At 57.8% G+C, this 15,388-nt stretch carries 17 protein-coding genes and 1 tRNA gene; 15 read left to right on the plus strand and 3 right to left on the minus strand.

The genetic code is table 11. From position 1 onward, the window contains the following. The first annotated feature begins 40 nt into the window (after positions 1 to 40). The gene (gene cysK, locus A7976_RS04925) at positions 41 to 1,015 is read left to right on the plus strand and encodes a cysteine synthase A (RefSeq protein ID WP_067107962.1); all 975 of its coding nucleotides are present in this window, start codon (positions 41 to 43) and stop codon (positions 1,013 to 1,015) included. A gap of 65 nt (positions 1,016 to 1,080) precedes the next feature. On the opposite strand, the gene A7976_RS04930 is transcribed toward cysK, so the two are convergent. The 3 genes from A7976_RS04930 to A7976_RS14730 form a co-directional block, all read right to left on the minus strand. Beyond that, positions 1,081 to 2,094: a sulfate ABC transporter substrate-binding protein gene (locus A7976_RS04930; RefSeq protein WP_067107965.1), complete on the minus strand. Its 1,014-nt coding sequence runs from the start codon at positions 2,092 to 2,094 to the stop codon at positions 1,081 to 1,083. A 30-nt stretch (positions 2,095 to 2,124) separates the two neighbouring features. After that, positions 2,125 to 3,507 carry an OprO/OprP family phosphate-selective porin gene (locus A7976_RS04935; protein WP_067107968.1) on the minus strand — a complete coding sequence of 461 codons (1,383 nt, stop codon included), beginning with the start codon at positions 3,505 to 3,507 and terminating at the stop codon, positions 2,125 to 2,127. A 94-nt stretch (positions 3,508 to 3,601) separates the two neighbouring features. Continuing rightward, positions 3,602 to 3,775, minus strand: a complete 174-nt coding sequence (locus A7976_RS14730; protein ID WP_082878000.1) for a YezD family protein — start codon at positions 3,773 to 3,775, stop codon at positions 3,602 to 3,604. Positions 3,776 to 3,973: 198 nt separating this feature from the next. Between A7976_RS14730 and tpiA the strand changes: the two genes are divergently transcribed. The 14 genes from tpiA to nuoK all read left to right on the plus strand — a co-directional run bounded on the left by tpiA (position 3,974) and on the right by nuoK (position 15,384). Continuing rightward, positions 3,974 to 4,726: a triose-phosphate isomerase gene (gene tpiA, locus A7976_RS04940; RefSeq protein ID WP_067109090.1), complete on the plus strand. Its 753-nt coding sequence runs from the start codon at positions 3,974 to 3,976 to the stop codon at positions 4,724 to 4,726. Between the two features lie 19 nt (positions 4,727 to 4,745). Then, on the plus strand, positions 4,746 to 5,087 hold the full coding sequence (gene secG, locus A7976_RS04945) for a preprotein translocase subunit SecG (protein WP_067107970.1): 342 nt from the start codon (positions 4,746 to 4,748) through the stop codon (positions 5,085 to 5,087). 34 nt (positions 5,088 to 5,121) lie between these two features. After that, a tRNA-Leu gene (locus tag A7976_RS04950) sits at positions 5,122 to 5,206 on the plus strand. Positions 5,207 to 5,429: 223 nt separating this feature from the next. Next, positions 5,430 to 5,786: an NADH-quinone oxidoreductase subunit A gene (locus A7976_RS04955; protein WP_067107973.1), complete on the plus strand. Its 357-nt coding sequence runs from the start codon at positions 5,430 to 5,432 to the stop codon at positions 5,784 to 5,786. 256 nt (positions 5,787 to 6,042) lie between these two features. After that, positions 6,043 to 6,519, plus strand: a complete 477-nt coding sequence (locus tag A7976_RS04965; protein ID WP_067107978.1) for an NADH-quinone oxidoreductase subunit B family protein — start codon at positions 6,043 to 6,045, stop codon at positions 6,517 to 6,519. Between the two features lie 8 nt (positions 6,520 to 6,527). Next, the gene (locus tag A7976_RS04970) at positions 6,528 to 7,124 is read left to right on the plus strand and encodes an NADH-quinone oxidoreductase subunit C (RefSeq protein WP_067107981.1); all 597 of its coding nucleotides are present in this window, start codon (positions 6,528 to 6,530) and stop codon (positions 7,122 to 7,124) included. A 119-nt stretch (positions 7,125 to 7,243) separates the two neighbouring features. Beyond that, positions 7,244 to 8,497, plus strand: coding sequence for an NADH-quinone oxidoreductase subunit D (locus A7976_RS04975; RefSeq protein ID WP_067107984.1), 1,254 nt, complete (start codon positions 7,244 to 7,246; stop codon positions 8,495 to 8,497). Beyond that, positions 8,497 to 8,970, plus strand: coding sequence for an NADH-quinone oxidoreductase subunit NuoE (gene nuoE / locus A7976_RS04980; protein WP_067107988.1), 474 nt, complete (start codon positions 8,497 to 8,499; stop codon positions 8,968 to 8,970). The genes A7976_RS04975 and nuoE overlap by 1 nt, the downstream gene beginning before the upstream one ends. Then, complete coding sequence (gene nuoF, locus A7976_RS04985) at positions 8,970 to 10,268, plus strand: NADH-quinone oxidoreductase subunit NuoF (protein WP_067107990.1); 1,299 nt, start codon at positions 8,970 to 8,972, stop codon at positions 10,266 to 10,268. The genes nuoE and nuoF overlap by 1 nt, the downstream gene beginning before the upstream one ends. 244 nt (positions 10,269 to 10,512) lie before the next feature. Beyond that, positions 10,513 to 12,897 (plus strand): NADH-quinone oxidoreductase subunit NuoG, encoded by a 2,385-nt coding sequence (gene nuoG, locus A7976_RS04990; RefSeq protein WP_067107993.1) that lies wholly within the window; start codon positions 10,513 to 10,515, stop codon positions 12,895 to 12,897. After that, positions 12,897 to 13,913 carry an NADH-quinone oxidoreductase subunit NuoH gene (nuoH, locus tag A7976_RS04995; protein WP_067107996.1) on the plus strand — a complete coding sequence of 339 codons (1,017 nt, stop codon included), beginning with the start codon at positions 12,897 to 12,899 and terminating at the stop codon, positions 13,911 to 13,913. Before nuoG ends, nuoH begins: the two co-directional genes overlap by 1 nt. Positions 13,914 to 13,926: 13 nt before the next feature. Continuing rightward, entirely contained in the window at positions 13,927 to 14,418 is a 492-nt protein-coding gene (gene nuoI / locus A7976_RS05000) for an NADH-quinone oxidoreductase subunit NuoI (RefSeq protein WP_067107998.1), read from the plus strand. Positions 14,419 to 14,461: 43 nt separating this feature from the next. After that, positions 14,462 to 15,079 (plus strand): NADH-quinone oxidoreductase subunit J, encoded by a 618-nt coding sequence (locus A7976_RS05005; protein ID WP_067108001.1) that lies wholly within the window; start codon positions 14,462 to 14,464, stop codon positions 15,077 to 15,079. Then, positions 15,076 to 15,384 carry an NADH-quinone oxidoreductase subunit NuoK gene (nuoK, locus tag A7976_RS05010; protein WP_067108004.1) on the plus strand — a complete coding sequence of 103 codons (309 nt, stop codon included), beginning with the start codon at positions 15,076 to 15,078 and terminating at the stop codon, positions 15,382 to 15,384. Before A7976_RS05005 ends, nuoK begins: the two co-directional genes overlap by 4 nt. Positions 15,385 to 15,388: the final 4 nt, after the last annotated feature.

The raw sequence follows: 15,388 nt of genomic DNA on the forward strand, positions 1-15,388 counted from the left end.
TGGTCTTTATTGTTTCCGCATCGGGGAATCGGAGAAGAATATGAATATTTACAAGGACAACTCTCTTTCCATCGGCCGTACGCCGCTTGTGCGGTTGAACCGCATTACCGATGGTGCCCCCGCGATCATTCTCGCCAAGATCGAAGGCCGCAATCCGGCGTATTCCGTGAAATGCCGTATCGGTGCGGCGATGGTATGGGATGCCGAAAAGCGCGGCCTGCTGGGCCCCGGCAAGGAACTGGTGGAGCCGACCAGCGGCAATACCGGCATCGCGCTGGCATTCGTTGCCGCAGCCAAGGGCATCCCGCTGACGCTGACGATGCCCGATACGATGAGCATCGAGCGTCGCAAGCTGCTGGCCGCGTATGGCGCCAGGCTGGTGCTGACGGAAGGTACAAAGGGAATGAAGGGAGCAATCCAGAAAGCCGAGGAGATTGCCGCTTCCGATCCGGATCGCTACGTGCTGCTGCAACAATTCAAGAATCCGGCCAATCCGGCAATCCACGAGCAAACCACCGGCCCGGAAATCTGGGACGATACCGATGGTACCATCGATATCTTCGTTTCCGGCGTGGGCACCGGGGGTACGATCACCGGGGTGGCACGTTATATCAAGCAAACCCGTGGCAAGCCCATACTCACCGTGGCCGTCGAGCCGGCTGCCAGTCCGGTGCTGTCGCAGTCGAGAGCGGGGCAGGAGCTGAAACCCGGGCCACACAAGATTCAGGGCATAGGTGCCGGTTTTGTGCCGGACGTGCTGGATCTGTCGCTCGTGGACGAAGTCGAGCAGGTGAGCAATGAAGACGCCGTGCTCTACGCGCGTCGCCTGGCACAGGAAGAGGGCATACTCTCCGGTATTTCATGCGGCGCGGCGGTAGCGGCGGCGGTGCGTATCGCCCATCGCCCCGAACACGCCGGAAAAACCATCGTCGTCGTCCTGCCGGATTCCGGCGAGCGCTATCTCAGTTCCCTGCTATTCGAGGGCATGTTCGATGCCCAGGGCTTGTCCGCGTAAGATATCCCAAAGAAAAACGGCGCTGCCAAAGGGCGGCGCCGTAGTCTCAAATCATCGTCAGTCGCTCATCGCGCGCCGTAAATCTGGTCGAACACGCCGCCATCGGAGAAGTGCGTCTTCTGCGCCTTTGCCCAGCCGCCGAACACGTCATCGATGGTGATCAGGCTGACCTTGGGGAACTGCGCCTCGTACTTCTTCGCCACGGATTCCAGCGTCGGACGGTAGTAGTTCTTTGCCGCAATCTCCTGGCCTTCCTCGCTATACAGATACTGCAGGTAGGCTTCCGCCACCTTGCGTGTCTTGCGCTTGTCGACCACCTTATCCACCACCGTCACCGGCGGTTCTGCCAGGATGGAGAGCGACGGCACAACGATCTCCACCTTGTCCGGACCCAGTTCCTTCTTGGCGAGGAATGCCTCGTTTTCCCACGCCAGCAGCACGTCCCCGATGCCGCGCTCGACAAACGTCGTCGTGGAGCCGCGTGCGCCCGAATCCAGCACCGGCACATTCTTGAACAGTTTGCCCACGAACACCTTGGCCTTCGCTTCATCATTGTTGTTCTGCTTCAGCGCATACGCCCAGGCTGCCAGGTAGTTCCAGCGCGCCCCGCCGGAGGTCTTGGGATTTGGCGTAATCACCGAAATGCCCGGCTTCACCAGATCGTTCCAGTCCTTGATCTTCTTCGGATTGCCCTTGCGCACCAGGAACACGATGGTCGAGGTGTAGGGCGAACTGTTGTGCTGCAGGCGCTTCTGCCAGTCCTTGGGGATCAGCTTGCCTTTGTCGCTCAACTGGTCCACGTCGTAGGCCAGCGCCAGCGTGGCGACGTCGGCTTCCAGCCCGTCGATGATCGCACGGGCCTGCTTGCCCGATCCGCCATGCGACTGCTTGATGGTGACGTTGTCGCCGGTTTTGCCTTTCCAGTACTTGGCGAAGGCGGCGTTATAGTCCTGGTACAGCTCGCGCGTCGGATCATAAGAAACGTTCAGCAACGTGACGTCGGCCGCCTCCAGGCGCAAGGGGTTGATCAACGCCAGCAGGGCGATGAAAGTGCTAAGCGATAAATATAAGAATTTCATTCTAGTTTTCCTTGTCATTGAGTAAAGCGGTTAGAACGCGACCTGGAAACGGCTGAACAGCACTTTTTCGTCTTCGCGATCATCCGCGCCCGCCACACCGCTGCTGAAGTTGGTGTGCTCGTAGGTGGTTTGCAGCTTGACGTTCTTGTTGAGGTACCAGTTAACCCCGCCGGCCCAGGATTGGGCCTTGTCGGTGGTGGAGGATGCATTGGCGAAGCGTACGCCGGCGGCTCCTTCGAAGGTGTCGTCGTCCAGGTCGATCTCGCTGTAGCGCAAGGCGATTTCCCATGCACCCCAGCCGCCCTTGTCGATATCGAACGCCTGCTTGGGAGTAATGCTCTTGAACGAGTTATCCTCGCCGGTCAGCACCCATGATGCAGCCAGTTGCCAGGCATCATGCGACAGTGTCTCGGACCGGCTGCCGCGAGATACATCATGTTTGACGCGCGCGTACTCTCCGATCACGCCAAAAGGTCCAGTGTAGTAATAGAACTGCGGTGAGAGTCGTGTCTGCTTGCCATCGGCATTAACCGAACTGTGATACTGGAAAAAAGTCTGTTGGCCGGGTGTTCGGTAGTTGTGATTCGCTTCGCTGATCGGCCCGCTCCAGTCGGCGGTCGTGCCTGCAAGGCCGAAGCCGAGTCCGGACAGTGCGGAGTCGCTTCCCTTGAACGGCTCGACAAAGATGCGCGCGGCATAATCCTTGTCGATGTTGTTATCGGTATTGCTGCTGTTGCTGCCGCCATCGGCGGTGCCGTCGAATACGCCGACAGCATAGTTGACCTTGCCTTCCAGCAAGTCGCCATGGATCTGCACCCCGACGTCGCGGTTGGGCAGGAGCGAGTTGGCGACATAGGAGCGCTCGACGAAACGCAGATCCGAACCGCTTTGCAGCCGCTCCAGGCTGACTGGTACCTTGAATTTACCCGCCTGCACCTTGAACCAGGGCAGGAAACGCGCATTGATGTAAGCATCCTGAATATTCGGTGTGCCCGGTGCGAAATCCGGCGTGAAGCGGAAGTCGTATTTGCCGAATACTGTTCCTTCGAAAGTCGGACGTACCCGACGCAGCAGATACTCATCGCGCCCTTGGGATTCATCGGCGTCGAAGAATGTGCGTTTATCCGCCTGCAACAACCCGCGCAGCTTGAATTCGAAGTTGCCGTCGGCCGACTTCAAGCCGAACCCCTTGTCGCCGGCAACAAGTACCGGCGCAGTTTTCTTGGCTGCTGCGGCTTCCTCGGACGCAATCTCGCTTTTGCGGTCGAGCACGCGAACCTTCTGATCCAGCTCCTGCACCAGAGCGCGCAATTGCTCCAGCTCCGAGCTGTCGTTGGCGAAAGCCGTGGCCGGGCTTGTGATGATGCCGCCGCTGATCAACAGCGAGCCAAGCAGTGTTTTCTTGAATGACATTCCAATCTCCTTGTTGAATTGTTCTGGAGATCTTCCGGCCGTCCGGTCAGCTCCGAGTCTTGCGAGGTTTTATGCCTTCGGTCGTCCGATGAGCTTATTGGGTTTTATCCGGCGGCAGAGCGTGGAAACGGACTTTTTCCCGCTTCTCTATCTGCGTGACACGCCCTTCGTGCACGGTGATTTCTATGGAACCGAAGCGGACGCTCTCGACGGCACGTAAGATTTCCTGTGCCAAGGTCGACTTGATTTGAGTGGCTGGTTGCGACATGTGCTTGCTCCTTGGTGACATCGAATGGGACGCACTTTAGCAACAGCAATTAATAATTAAAAATAATTTGTATATATATATTTATAACTAATTTGAATAAATGGGCCATGCTTTTTGAAAGCAGGGAAACTGCATCCGATTTTGACCGTAATCACTTTGATCGGTATGATTGCGCGGTTTTTGTGCGGAAGAACGCAAATGCGTCGCAAGCTGGTGGTCGGCAACTGGAAGATGTACGGGAACCTTGAGTCCAACAAGGTTTTGCTGGAAGCCATCATCAAGGGCGTTCACGATTACAGGAACGCCGATTACGCAGTGTGCGTGCCGACGCCTTATCTGTTTCAGGCGCAAGCAATACTGCAAGATACGAATGTCGCGTGGGGTGCTCAGAATATGAGCCAGTTCGAAGCAGGGGCGTTTACCGGTTCGGTGGCGCCGCACATGCTGGTGGATTTCGGCTGCAGTTACGTGATCATCGGCCATTCCGAACGGCGCGAGCTGTGCAATGAGAGCGATCCCGTCGTGGCCGCCAAATTCGAGGCGGCGCTCAACGATGGCATGAAGCCGATTTTCTGTGTAGGCGAAACGCGTGAAGAGTACGAATCCGGCCTGACGGAGCAAGTCGTCGCCCGTCAATTGGATGCCGTGCTTAACCGTATCGGGCCGAAAGGTCTCTGCCAGGGTGTATTGGCGTATGAACCGGTATGGGCTATCGGTACGGGTCGCGGTGCCACGCCGCAGAAGGCGCAAGCGGTACATTCCTTTATCCGGAATCGCGTTGCGCACCTGGATAAAGCGGCGGCGGCGAAGGTAAGAATCCTTCATGGGGGTAGCGTTCGGGTCGCAAATGCGGCACAATTGCTGTCTATGCCGGATATCGACGGTGCGTTGGTGGGTCACGCGTCGCTTGTGGCTGAAGAATTCGTGGCGATATGCCGGGCAGCCAATTAATGTAGGGTTGGTAAGGTTAATGGAAACAATCGTTTGGGTAGTACATGTTATCGCGGCGGCAGGGGTCATCGGCCTCGTTCTGCTGCAGCATGGCAAAGGTGCCGACATGGGCGCTGCTTTTGGCAGCGGTGCATCCGGCAGCCTGTTTGGCGTGAGTGGTTCCGCCAATCTTCTGAGCCGTGCAACCGCGGGCATGGTCACCGTATTTTTCATCACGAGCCTGACTCTGGCGTATCTGTCGGGTCATAGCGGCAAGAGCTCCAGCGTGGTCAAGGCCCAGACAACCGAAGTTCCGGCGGCTCCCAAGTCGTCCGATCCTTCGGTGCCGGATGCGCCAAAAGCAAAGGATGTACCTCAATAAGTTTGAAATGTAGTCCGGGTATAAACCCAACGTGGCCGACGTGGTGGAATTGGTAGACACGCTATCTTGAGGGGGTAGTGACGAAAGTCGTGCGAGTTCGAGTCTCGCCGTCGGCACCATGAAATTTTGTAGAAACCCGTTGTGCAGATTGCAGGCGGGTTTTTTACTAGCAGGATATGCATTGTCGCCCCGGATACCAATGTCGGGAATAAGGTTGACCGTGGCGCGACGAATAATGGATAATCTTGTCAACTTTTAAAACAATGAGTGCAAGGCCAGATTTCTGGCGGGTTTCCTGTAAATGTGTACTGATGGATATGCCCTGGTGGGCTAAATAAAAACGTGCTGGAAAACTACTTTCCGATTTTGCTATTCATCCTCGTCGGGCTTGGCGTGGGTGTGGTGCCAATTGTGCTCGGAAAGGTAGTCGCTCCCAGCCGTCCCGACAGCGAAAAAAACTCTCCTTACGAATGCGGCTTCGAAGCCTTCGAAGACGCCCGCATGAAATTCGACGTACGTTATTACCTCGTCGCCATCCTTTTTATCCTGTTCGATCTCGAAATTGCGTTTCTCTTTCCCTGGGCGGTTGTCATCCAGGAAATCGGCCTGTTCGGTTTTATCTCCATGATGGTGTTCCTCGGCATTCTGGTGGTCGGTTTCATTTACGAATGGATGAAGGGGGCGCTGGAATGGGAGTAAACATCATGAGCAGTGAGCAGGCTCCGGCCCGCAGGGCGGGAGGTGAACGTCCGCGAATGATGTTTGGACGCCGAGCCGGCAGCGCGGACCTCACTTGGATCGAATCCGAGGCGGCGATCATGAGCAGTGAGCAGGCTCCGGCCCGCAGGGCGGGAGGCGAGCGTCCGCGTATGATGTTTGGACGCCGAGCCGTAGGCGAGAGGCTTTTCGTACATCTGGCTGAGGCGGCGATCATTAGCCGGTTTGAGGTGGTGGCATGAGCATCGAAGGCGTGCTTGAAAAAGGCTTCGTTACGACAACGCTCGATACCGTTATCAATTACACGCGCACCGGCTCGATGTGGCCGATGACCTTCGGCCTGGCTTGTTGCGCGGTTGAAATGATGCATGCCGGCGCATCGCGTTACGACCTGGATCGCTTCGGCATCGTGTTCCGTCCCAGCCCGCGCCAGTCCGACGTGATGATCGTCGCCGGTACGCTGGTTAACAAGATGGCGCCTGCATTGCGTAAGGTTTACGATCAGATGGCCGAGCCGCGCTGGGTGATTTCGATGGGCTCCTGCGCCAATGGCGGCGGTTACTATCATTACTCCTATGCGGTGGTGCGCGGTTGTGATCGCATCGTGCCCGTGGATGTCTATGTGCCGGGCTGTCCGCCGACCGCCGAGGCATTGCTCTACGGCATCATTCAATTGCAGAACAAGATCAAACGAACCAACACCATCGCCCGCTAAGAACAATAATGTCCCCACGCCTGGAAAAACTGTCCGCAAGCCTGAAGTCTGCCTTGGGCGACAAAATCACGGATTTCAATACGCATGTCGGCGAAATTACCATTCGCATCAATCCTGCGGACATCATGGAAGTCTGCGGCATCCTGCGCGATCACGAAGAGCTGAAGTTTGAGCAGCTGATCGATCTGTGCGGCATCGATTACAGCGATTTTGGCGAAGGCACTTGGGCTGGTCCGCGCTTTGCCGTGGCTTATCATTTGTTGTCGGTATCCTTGAACCATCGCGTGCGCCTCAAGGTTTTTGCTGCCGATGACGAGTTTCCCGTGCTGGCTTCGGTGGTAAATGTCTGGTCGACTGCCAATTGGTTCGAGCGCGAGGCGTTCGACTTGTACGGCCTGATGTTCGAAGGCCACCCTGACTTGCGCCGCCTGCTGACCGATTACGGTTTCGTCGGTCATCCGTTCCGCAAGGATTTTCCGATGATAGGCAATGTCGAAATGCGCTACGACCCGGATCAGCAGCGCGTGGTGTACCAGCCTGTTTCGATTGAAGAGCGCAACAATGTTCCTCGGATTATCCGCGACGAGGGCTTCCATCGTGGCTGATTTCGAGTTGCATGCAAGCGAATACGGCGTTGTCGGCGCTTGCCGTACTGCGCGTACTGTCTGCGCGCCGCCGCCTTGTCTTCGCTTGCATGCAACTCGAAATGGAGTGAAAAGTTAGTATGGCCGAGATTCGTAACTACACCATGAACTTTGGCCCGCAGCACCCCGCCGCACACGGTGTGCTGCGCCTGGTGCTGGAGCTGGATGGCGAAGTCATCGAACGCGCCGACCCGCATATCGGCTTGCTGCATCGCGGTACCGAGAAACTCGCGGAAAATCGCACTTTCCTGCAATCCGTGCCCTACATGGACCGCCTCGACTATGTGTCGATGATGTCCAACGAGCATGCATATGTCATGGCCATCGAGAAATTGATGGGCCTGGAAGTGCCGGAACGCGCGCAGTATATCCGCGTGATGTTCGACGAAATCACCCGCATCCTTAATCACCTGCTGTGGCTGGGCGCGCACGCGCTTGACGTGGGCGCGATGACGGTATTCCTCTACGCTTTCCGCGAGCGCGAAGATTTGTTCGACGTTTACGAGGCGGTTTCCGGCGCGCGGATGCATGCAGCCTATTATCGCCCGGGTGGCGTTTATCGCGACCTGCCGGACCGCATGCCGCAGTATCAGGAAAACAGCTTCCGCTCCAAGGAAGAAATCAAGGCGCTCAACGAAAATCGCCAGGGCTCCGTGCTGGATTTCATCGAGGATTTTTCCAACCGTTTCCCGGCTTACGTGGACGAATATGAAACCCTGCTGACCGATAACCGCATCTGGAAGCAGCGCACCGTCGGCATCGGCGTGGTATCGCCTGAGCGCGCGCTGGCAATGGGGCTGACCGGCCCGATGCTGCGCGGCTCCGGCTTTGCGTGGGATCTGCGCAAGAAACAGCCTTACGAAGTCTACGACCGTCTGGATTTCGATATTCCCATCGGCGTCAATGGCGACTCCTACGACCGCTATCTGGTGCGTATGGAGGAGTTCCGTCAGTCCAACCGTATCATCAAGCAGTGCATCGATTGGCTGCGCAAGAATCCGGGTCCGGTCATGAGCGACGACCACAAGGTTACGCCGCCGTCGCGCGAAGGCATGAAGCAGGACATGGAAGCACTGATCCACCATTTCAAGCTGTTTACCGAAGGTTTCCACGTACCGGAAGGCGAGGCGTATGCCGCGGTGGAGCATCCCAAGGGCGAGTTCGGCATCTATCTGGTGTCGGACGGAGCCAACAAGCCGTATCGTCTGAAGATTCGTGCGCCCGGTTTTGCGCACCTTTCCGCGCTGGATGAAATGACACGCGGGCACATGATCGCCGACCTCGTCGCGATCATCGGCACGCAAGACATCGTTTTTGGAGAGATTGATCGCTGATGTTATCCCCGGAATCCCTCGCCAAAATCGATCAGGAACTCGCCAAGTATCCCGCCGACCGCCGCCAGTCGGCCGTCATGTCCGCGTTGCGTATCGCGCAGGATGAACTGGGCTGGCTGTCCAAGGACACCATCGCTTTCGTTGCGCAATATCTTGGCATTCCCGATATCGCTGCGCTTGAAGTGGCGACGTTTTATAACATGTATGAGCTGGAGCCCGTCGGCCAGCACAAGATCACGGTCTGCACCAACATCTCCTGCATGCTGCGCGGCTCGGACGAGATCGTCGAGCATCTGGAGCACCGCCTGGGTATCGGATTCAACGAAACCACGCCGGACGGCAAGTTCACGCTGAAGGAAGGCGAGTGCATGGGCTGTTGCGGCGGTGCGCCTCTGATGCATATCAATAACAAGCAAATGTGCGAATTCCTCACGCCCGAAAAAGTCGATGAAATTCTGGAGGGGCTGAAGTAATGGCGAACGAAGTCTGTTTTCGCACCCTCCATCTACCCGATCCGGGTTCGTTGGAAACCTACCGCAGCATCGGCGGTTACGAGACGCTGAAGCGCATCGTCACTGAAAAGGTGCCGGCCACCGAGATCATCAATCAGGTCAAGATTTCCGGCCTGCGCGGACGCGGGGGCGCAGGCTTTCCGACGGGCCTCAAGTGGAGTTTCATGCCGCGCTATTTCGATGGCACCAAGTATCTCGTCTGCAACACCGACGAAGGCGAGCCGGGGACGTTCAAGGATCGCGACATTATCCGCTACAACCCGCACCAGTTGATCGAAGGCATGGCCATCGCTGCCTACACGCTGGGCGCACGCGTCGGTTACAACTATATCCACGGCGAAATCTGGGAAGACTACGTTTTCTTCGAGCAGGCGCTGGACGAAGCACGCGCGGCGGGCTTCCTCGGCGAAAATCTGTTCGGCACCAGTTTCAGTTTCGATCTGTACGCGCACCATGGTTACGGCGCCTACATCTGTGGCGAAGAAACCGCGCTGATCGAATCCATCGAGGGCAAGAAGGGGCAGCCGCGTTTCAAACCGCCGTTCCCAGCCAGCTTCGGTGTGTACGGCAAGCCGACCAATGTCAATAACACCGAATCCTATGCCTCCATCCCGTACATCATGCAGTACGGCGGGCAGGCATTCATGGATCTGGGCGTTGCCAACTCGGGCGGCACCAAGCTGTTCGCGGTGTCCGGCCACGTGGAAAAACCGGGCAATTACGAAGTCAACATGGGCATTCCTTTCCCCGAACTGCTGGCGCTGTGCGGCGGAATCTGGAAAGGGCGTAATCTCAAGGCAGTGATCCCCGGCGGTCCGTCCACGGCGGTGATGCCGGCGGTGGCAATCATGGGCGCCACGATGGATTACGACGGATTGTCCAAGGCTGGCTCCAGCCTCGGCGCCGGTTCCGTAATCATCATGGATGACTCCACCTGCATGGTGCAAACGCTCAAGCGTCTTTCCTACTTCTTCTTCGAGGAATCCTGCGGCCAATGCACGCCGTGCCGCGAAGGCACAGGCTGGCTGTATCGCGTGGTGAAACGCATCGTGGAAGGCAAGGGGCGCATGGAAGACCTCGATCTGCTCTCCGACGTCAGCAATAACATTTCCGGCCGCACCATCTGCGCGCTGGGCGACGCGGCGGCGACGCCGGTGCTGAGCTTCATCAAACACTTCCGGCCTGAATTCGAATATTACATCCAGCATGGCCGCAGCATGGTCACAGGCAAAGAGCCTGTTCCGTCAGGAAACGAATGATGCGATATGACACAAAAACGATGGATACAAGGCGCTACGCGCAGCCAATGGTTATTCCATTGGCAAGCGGTGCAACGCCGCAGACGCGCTTTTGTGTCATACCCCGGAAGGGCAGCCCTGCCTTGCGCGCAGGACGTTGTTGCTCGCCGCTTATTTGGAATAACCAAACCGCGCGACTCGCGCCTAGTTCTGCGCGCAAGGCAGGGCTGTCGCACAGTCGTTTCCTGACGGAACAGGCTCCAATATGTTGAACATCGAAATCGACGGCAAACAGGTAGAAGTCGAACACGGCACGACCATCATCGATGCTGCCGATAAATTGGGCGTAGCCATTCCGCGTTTCTGCTATCACAAGAAACTATCGGTCGCCGCCAACTGCCGCATGTGCCTGGTGCAGGTGGAAAAATTCAACAAGCCATTGCCGGCTTGCGCGACGCCGGTCAGCGATGGCATGAAGATTTTTACACGTTCCAAGACCGCCATCGAGGCGCAGAAGAGCGTGATGGAGTTCCTGCTGATCAATCACCCGCTGGATTGCCCGATCTGCGATCAGGGCGGCGAATGCGATCTGCAGGACATCGCCGTAAGCTATGGCGCGCCCGCTTCGCGCTATACCGAAGAAAAGCGTGTAGTGCTGAACAAGAACATTGGCCCACTGGTTGCAACCGACATGACGCGCTGCATCCAGTGCACACGTTGCGTCCGCTTCCTGAAGGAAGTCGGCGGCATGATGGAGCTGGGACTGATCGGCCGCGGCGAACATGCCGAGATCACAGCATACGTCAACAAAAGCGTCGAGTCCGAACTCTCCGGCAACATTATCGACCTCTGCCCGGTTGGCGCATTGACCTCCAAACCTTTCCGCTACACCGCGCGTAGCTGGGAATTGACCCGTCGCCCATCGGTTGCGCCGCATGACGGGCTGGGTTCACAAGTCGAAATCCACGTCAAGGGCAACCGCGTAATGCGCGTGCTGCCGCGCGAGAAGGAAAGCATCAACGAATGCTGGATCTCCGACCGCGATCGCTACTCCTATGAAGGCTTGAATAGCCCTGAGCGTCTGACGGTACCCATGATCCGCCGCTGCGGCCAATGGGTGGAGACCGACTGGCAAAGCGCACTGGAATTTGCGGCCAGCCGCCTGAAAGAGACCGCGGAGCGCGAGGGCGGCGAGGCCATCGGCGTGCTCGTGTCGCCTAACAGCACGATGGAAGAGGGCTATCTGGCGCGTAAGCTGGCGCATGGCCTCGGCTCCGGCAATATCGACCATCGCCTGCGTCGCAACGATTTCCGCATGGACGGTCAATTCCAGGGCACGCCATGGATGGGCTGCAATATCCCCGACGTACAGGAGATGGATCGCATACTGATCATCGGCAGCAGCTTGCGCAACGAGCATCCGCTGCTGGCGCATCGCGTGCGCCATGCGGTCAAGCTGAACGGCGCCGAGTTGTCGCTGGTGAACCCGGTAGACGACGATCCGCTGATGCCGGTTGCGCACAAGGCGATTTGCACGCCTAACGACATGGTCAACGTGCTTTCGCAGATCCTCAAGGCGATGTCTGGCTTGCAACGCCTGTCGCTGTGCCTGCCGCCTTCGCTCAGCCAGTTGCTGGAAGGTGTTGTGGTATGGGACAACGCCCGTGCCATGGCGGAAAGCTTGGCCGGCCTGGGCCAGAATTACGATCTGGTCAACCCGCGCGTCGGTATTTTTCTTGGCAATATCGCGCAACACCATCCGCGCTATTCCGAAATCTACAGCCTGGCGGAAGCCATTTCGTCATTGTGCGGCGCGACTTTCGGTGTATTGTCCGATGCCGCCAACCGCGTCGGCATGGACCTCGCCGGCGTGTTGCCGAAGCCCGGCGCATTGAATGCGCGCAGCATGCTGGAACAGCCGCGTTCCGCTTATCTGCTGGTCAATATCGAGCCCGAACTGGACTGCCACAACGCACAACTGGTCAACAAGGCCTTGAATTCGGCCAATTGCGTCGTTGCGCTGACGGCATATAAATCCGACGCGCTGCGAGATGCGGACGTGCTGCTGCCCATCGCGCCCTTTACCGAAACCTCGGGCACTTTCACCAGCATGGAAGGGCGTGTTCAGAGTTTTGCAGCCGCTGTGAAACCACAGGGTGAGTGCCGCCCAAGCTGGAAGGTGCTGCGCGTTTTAGGCAATCTCCTTGGGCTGGAAGGTTTCGAGCAGGACAGCAGCGAACAGGTCAAGGACGAAATACTCGGCGGCGAGCGGCCGTCGCAGTTTGTCTGGAAACGTCTCAACAACAATCTGCGCCACCTGGCTGAAGTCAACGTCCAGGTCAAGGAAGGCATCCTGCAGCGCGTGGGCGAGATTCCGCTTTACCAGTCCGATGCCATCGTGCGTCGTGCGCCTTCATTGCAAAAAACGCACAAGACCGGGTTTGGCCATGCAGCGATGAATGCAGCCTTGCTCGCCAGGATAGGTTTGAGCGAGGGCGAAAACGCGCGCATTACGCAATCCGGAAGCAGCGTGGTGTTGCCGGTGCGCCGCGACGATCGCGTCTTCAACGATTGCGTGCGTATCCCGGTATGCGCTGAAACTGCCGCGCTGGGCGATCTGTACGGTGAACTTACGGTGGAGAAGGCATGATGGACGCGCTCCAGCAACTGTTTGGGCCTTTCTGGCCGGTGGTGTGGAATCTGGCGAAGATTGTCGCCATCATACTGCCGCTGATGGGGGCGGTGGCTTACCTGACGCTCGCCGAGCGCAAGGTGATCGGCTTCATGCAGGTACGTATCGGGCCCAACCGCGTCGGTTATTACGGCCTGCTGCAACCGCTGGCAGACGGCATCAAGCTGTTGTTCAAGGAAATCATCCTGCCGACGGCGGCCAACAAGTTCCTGTTCCTGCTGGCGCCCATCCTGGTATTGGGGCCGGCACTGGCAGCATGGGCAGTTGTCCCGTTCGACCTCAACCTGGTGCTGGCGGACATCGATGCCGGCCTGCTGTATATCCTGGCCATGACTTCCGTCGGCGTGTACGGTGTCATCATCGCGGGCTGGGCATCCAACTCCAAATACGCATTCCTCGGCTCGCTGCGCAGTGCGGCGCAGATCGTTTCCTACGAAATCGCGATGGGTTTCGCGCTGGTCGGCGTGCTGATGGCGGCCAACAGCCTGAATCTCGGCAAGATCGTGCTGGCGCAGGCGGGCGGCTTCTGGCAGTGGTACTGGCTGCCCTTGTTCCCGTTGTTTGTGGTCTATTTCATCAGCGCCGTGGCGGAAACCAATCGTGCGCCGTTCGACGTGGCCGAGGGCGAGTCCGAAATTGTTGCGGGTTTCCATGTGGAATACTCCGGCATGGCCTTCGCTGTGTTCTTCCTGGCCGAATACGCCAACATGATCCTGGTCGCGACGCTCGCCGCCGTCATGTTCCTTGGCGGCTGGTTGTCGCCGGTGCCTTTCCTGCCGGACGGTTTCCCGTGGCTGGCGCTCAAGGTCGCTGCGCTGCTGTTCCTGTTCCTGTGGTTCCGCGCCACGTTCCCGCGCTATCGTTACGACCAGATCATGCGCCTGGGCTGGAAGGTGTTCATTCCGATCACGCTGGTGTGGATCGTGGTGGTCGGCGCGATGATGCAAACCCCGTGGGCCTACCTGTTCCATTAAGGGAAGAGAACATATGATCAATCGCATAAAAGACCTCTTCTCCAGCCTGATGCTGCTTGAGCTGCTCAAGGGCATGACGCTGACGGGCCGCTATTTCTTTGCACGCAAGATTACCGTGCAGTATCCGGAAGAGCGCACGCCGATGAGCGCGCGTTTCCGCGGTTTGCATGCTTTGCGCCGCTATCCCAACGGCGAGGAACGCTGCATCGCCTGCAAGCTGTGCGAAGCCGTGTGCCCGGCGATGGCGATCACCATCGAATCGGATCAGCGCGAAGACGGCACGCGCCGTACCACACGCTACGACATCGACCTGACCAAGTGCATCTTCTGCGGCTTCTGCGAAGAGTCCTGTCCGGTCGATTCCATCGTGGAGACCCGCATTTTTGACTACCACGGCGAGAAGCGCGGCGATCTGCTATATACCAAGCCAATGCTGCTGGCGGTGGGTGACAAACATGAAGAACAGATCGCGGCTGACCGTGCCGCGGATGCGAAATTCCGATAAAGGGACAAGACCGCTAGACACACAATAAGGCGTCGCTTAAATAATGATTTTCCAAGACTACGTTTTCTATGCGCTGGCCGCCATTTTGCTGTTCGCCGGCCTGCGCGTCATCACCACGCGCAATCCGGTGCAGGCGGCGCTCTTCCTGGTGCTGGCGTTTTTTACCGCGGCCGGTATCTGGCTGTTGCTGGAGGCCGAGTTCCTCGCCATCGTGCTGGTGCTGGTATATGTCGGCGCGGTGATGGTGTTGTTCCTGTTCGTAGTGATGATGCTGGACATCAATCTCGACAAATTGCGGGAAGGCTTCTGGGATTACGCGCCGCTGGCGGGTTTCGTCGGCGTGCTGATGGCGCTGGAAATGGTCATGGTGCTGGGCAGCAAGCATTTCGGCTATTCCGCCCCGGAGAAACACGGTGCCGATTACAGCAACACCGCCGAGTTGGGCCGTCTGCTGTATACCGATTATGTTTATCCGTTCGAGATCGCTTCCGTAGTGCTGCTGGTGGCGATTATCGCGGCGATTGCGCTGACTCTGCGCCGCCGTGCGGGCACCAAGCATAACGATCCGGCCAAGCAGGTGCGGGTAAAGCGTGCGGACCGCATTCGCATGGTCAGCATGCCGGCCGAAAAAGACGAACCCGCAGAGGGAGAGCAGAAATGAGCGTGGGACTTTCGCATTACCTCATCTTGGGTTCCCTGCTGTTCGCGATCAGCGTGGTCGGTATTTTCCTCAACCGCAAGAACGTTATTATTCTGCTGATGGCTATCGAACTGATGCTGCTGGCGGTGAACATGAATTTCATCGCCTTTTCGCATTACCTCAACGATACGGCGGGGCAGGTATTCGTGTTCTTCATCCTTACCGTCGCAGCAGCGGAATCGGCAATTGGCCTGGCTATCCTGGTCGTGCTGTTCCGCAACCTGAACACGATTAACGTAGACGACCTGAATAGCCTGAAGGGCTGACCGC

Source organism: Methylobacillus sp. MM3, assembly GCF_001645185.1.
GTDB lineage: Bacteria > Pseudomonadota > Gammaproteobacteria > Burkholderiales > Methylophilaceae > MM2.

Excerpts from the sequence above, each read along its gene's own strand:
- cysK (WP_067107962.1), top strand. The coding sequence starts at position 41 with ATGAATATTTACAAGGACAACTCTCTTTCCATCGGCCGTACGCCGCTT.
- A7976_RS04930 (WP_067107965.1), bottom strand. The coding sequence starts at position 2,094 with ATGAAATTCTTATATTTATCGCTTAGCACTTTCATCGCCCTGCTGGCG.
- A7976_RS04935 (WP_067107968.1), bottom strand. The coding sequence starts at position 3,507 with ATGTCATTCAAGAAAACACTGCTTGGCTCGCTGTTGATCAGCGGCGGC.
- A7976_RS14730 (WP_082878000.1), bottom strand. The coding sequence starts at position 3,775 with ATGTCGCAACCAGCCACTCAAATCAAGTCGACCTTGGCACAGGAAATC.
- tpiA (WP_067109090.1), top strand. The coding sequence starts at position 3,974 with ATGCGTCGCAAGCTGGTGGTCGGCAACTGGAAGATGTACGGGAACCTT.
- secG (WP_067107970.1), top strand. The coding sequence starts at position 4,746 with ATGGAAACAATCGTTTGGGTAGTACATGTTATCGCGGCGGCAGGGGTC.
- A7976_RS04965 (WP_067107978.1), top strand. The coding sequence starts at position 6,043 with ATGAGCATCGAAGGCGTGCTTGAAAAAGGCTTCGTTACGACAACGCTC.
- A7976_RS04970 (WP_067107981.1), top strand. The coding sequence starts at position 6,528 with ATGTCCCCACGCCTGGAAAAACTGTCCGCAAGCCTGAAGTCTGCCTTG.
- A7976_RS04975 (WP_067107984.1), top strand. The coding sequence starts at position 7,244 with ATGGCCGAGATTCGTAACTACACCATGAACTTTGGCCCGCAGCACCCC.
- nuoE (WP_067107988.1), top strand. The coding sequence starts at position 8,497 with ATGTTATCCCCGGAATCCCTCGCCAAAATCGATCAGGAACTCGCCAAG.
- nuoF (WP_067107990.1), top strand. The coding sequence starts at position 8,970 with ATGGCGAACGAAGTCTGTTTTCGCACCCTCCATCTACCCGATCCGGGT.
- nuoG (WP_067107993.1), top strand. The coding sequence starts at position 10,513 with ATGTTGAACATCGAAATCGACGGCAAACAGGTAGAAGTCGAACACGGC.
- nuoH (WP_067107996.1), top strand. The coding sequence starts at position 12,897 with ATGGACGCGCTCCAGCAACTGTTTGGGCCTTTCTGGCCGGTGGTGTGG.
- nuoI (WP_067107998.1), top strand. The coding sequence starts at position 13,927 with ATGATCAATCGCATAAAAGACCTCTTCTCCAGCCTGATGCTGCTTGAG.
- A7976_RS05005 (WP_067108001.1), top strand. The coding sequence starts at position 14,462 with ATGATTTTCCAAGACTACGTTTTCTATGCGCTGGCCGCCATTTTGCTG.
- nuoK (WP_067108004.1), top strand. The coding sequence starts at position 15,076 with ATGAGCGTGGGACTTTCGCATTACCTCATCTTGGGTTCCCTGCTGTTC.